Origin of the sequence: Secundilactobacillus oryzae JCM 18671 (assembly GCF_000740055.1) — a bacterium.
GTDB classification, from domain to species: domain Bacteria; phylum Bacillota; class Bacilli; order Lactobacillales; family Lactobacillaceae; genus Secundilactobacillus; species Secundilactobacillus oryzae.
This window is the reverse complement of sequence record NZ_BBJM01000062.1, coordinates 1-2,700: the sequence shown is the minus strand read 5'-3', so window position 1 is coordinate 2,700 and position 2,700 is coordinate 1. Positions and strand designations below refer to the sequence as shown.

General features: G+C 38.9%; 1 protein-coding gene. It reads left to right on the top strand.

The annotated features are described in order from the left end of the window. Window positions 1–193: 193 nt before the first annotated feature. A complete protein-coding gene (locus LOSG293_RS09620; protein WP_034529819.1) occupies window positions 194–2,254 on the top strand; it encodes an LTA synthase family protein in 2,061 nt (686 codons plus the stop codon). Window positions 2,255–2,700 lie beyond the last annotated feature (446 nt).

The following is a 2,700-nucleotide window of genomic DNA, read 5'->3' as shown; positions in this document are numbered from 1 at the left end:
AGGAGCTAAGCTCCTTAATCTTGACTAAAAAAGTGGAATCTAAATCGAATTATCCGATTTAGATTCCACTTTTTAGAGACTTATGTCACAGCCTCTTTTTTTTGAAGTTTTACTGAAGAAACAGGGGAATGAATTGATATTTTATTGAATTCAGATATAATTTAGTTCGTTAATATCACGCGGAGGAACCAGAATGTCGAATATAATGAAACGTTTTACGCATACGATTAACACCAAGTGGGGGTTTTTCTTCTTAACAGTTGCATTGTTTTGGATTAAGACATACGTGGTGTATCAAACCAAGTTTACTTTGGGGGCCAAAGGGAGCGTTCAGGAATTTCTATTATTGATTAACCCGATTCCAGCTGCCTTGCTTATTTTTGGAATTGCACTCTACTTCAGGGGGCGCTTAGCTTATTGGCTGATGATGATTATCAGCTTCTTGGAGTCTACCTGGATTTTTGCCAATATTGTGTACTACCGAGAGTTTTCGGATTTCCTATCAGTCGGAATCATTAAGGGGTCTGGGGATGTTCAAAATAACCTCGGAAAGAGTCTTGCTGAGATCGTGAAAATCAGCGATTTCGGTGTTTATCTGGATGTCCTCATTCTCATCCTGCTATTGTCATTCAAAGTGATCAAAATCGATAAGCGACCACTCAAACGCAGATACGCTTTCACGATGACACTTGTCTCGTTGGGCTTAATGGGCGCAGAATTTGGAATGGCTAACGCCGATCGTTCTGGGTTATTAACCCGAACGTTTGACAATAACTACGTGGTTAAATACCTAGGACTAAATGAGTTTGCAGCATTTAGTGCTTATCAATCACAAAAGGAAAGCGCCACACGTGCTAATGCAAGTGCCAGCGATATTCAGAGTGTGCTGAAATTTTTGAAGAAGAGTCGAGTTTCGCCTAATGCAGAGTACTACGGTACGCAGAAGGGGAAAAATGTCTTTGTCATTCATTTAGAGAGTTTCCAGCAGTTTCTAATTGACTATAAGGTAGAAGGCAAGGAAGTAACGCCAAATCTTAATAAGTTCTACCATAACAATAACACCTTGAGTTTTGACAATTTCTACAATCAGGTGGGGCAAGGAAAGACGGCTGATGCTGAGTTAATGCTAGAAAACTCGTTGTTTGGATTACCTCAAGGCTCAGCTATGACGACGTACGGAACACAGAATACGTTCCAAGCTGCACCTTCAATATTAGATCAACAAGGCTATACAACGGCGGCATTCCATGGGGATGTTCCAAGTTTCTGGAACCGTGATAATACGTATAAATCGTGGGGCTATGACTATTTCTTTAGTAATTCCTACTATAAGGAGAAGGAAGCCTATAACGTTGGTTACGGCATGAAGGACAAAATCTTCTTTGATCAGTCAGCGCAATATATTCAACAGTTATCACAACCGTTCTATGCGAAGTTGATTACATTGACCAATCATTACCCTTATGAAATCGATTCTAAGAATACTGATGACTTCCCACAAACGAAGACAGGGGACAAGACTGTTGATCCATATGTTCAGACAGCACATTACCTTGATCAAGCGTTCGCAGAATTCATCAGTTACCTAAAAGATGCAGGGCTCTACAAGAATAGTGTCTTCGTTCTGTATGGAGATCACTATGGTATCTCTAATAACCATAGACCGGCGATTGCTAAGTTGTTAGGTAAAGATAAAGTCACTCAATATGATCTCGCACAGTTCCAAAAAGTACCATTTATGATTCATGCGGAAGGTTTAAAAGGTGGCATTAACCACACGTATGGTGGCGAGATTGACGTGCTACCTACGCTATTAGACCTATTAGGGGTTAAGAATAATACAACGGTTCAATTTGGAAATGATTTATTAGCGAAGAATCGCAAGCAACTAGTGGCATTCCGAAATGGTAACTTTGTTTCACCTCAATATACTAAGATTGGGTCAACCGTGTATGATACTAAGACGGGTGAAGTGCTTAAGCTGAATAAGAAACAAAGGGCAGAAGTGTCTGCACTGCAAAATCACGTAACGACGGAGCTCTCATTATCAGATCGAGTAATCTATGGTGATCTGCTCAGATTCTATGATCCCGATAACTTCAAGAAGACTGATAAGGCGAAGTATAATTACAAGCTTAATAGCGGTCTCGCACAGTTAAAAAAGGCTCAGAAAGATAATCCAACTAGTGCGAAAGCTAAGAATGATGGTAAGGTATCAGCTGAGTACAAAACGGATGCACCTGAATTGAAATGAATGAACTTGCAATAAAAAGAGACCCTTTTTGGGGTCTCTTTTATTTATTTCAATAAAATTGGTATTTTCCCTTGACCAGATTCTAAATACTTGGTAAGATACTATCTGTTGCTTAAGCAATGCAGGACAATGATAAGCGCTAGTCACAAGTTACAATAACTTGTCAGAAAAGCTTTTGAAAAAGTTCTTGACATTGCCTAGTAATATATGATAAAGTTTAATAGTTGTCGATTTGAGTTTTTACTCAACTGCGATGAATATTTATTCAAAAATGTTCTTGACTTTACAACTTAGGTATTATATACTGATTAAGTTGTTGAGACATTGGCAACGTTGAGTTTAGACCTTTGAAAACTGAACAAAGTTTCGACGAATCAAATGTGCAGGGCGATTCAACTTAGGTTGAATCCAAAACAAACATTTGCGAAGTCAATTCGCTAGTAACA

Coding starts and splice junctions, on each gene's coding strand:
- LOSG293_RS09620 (WP_034529819.1), top strand. CDS start 194: ATGTCGAATATAATGAAACGTTTTACGCATACGATTAACACCAAGTGG.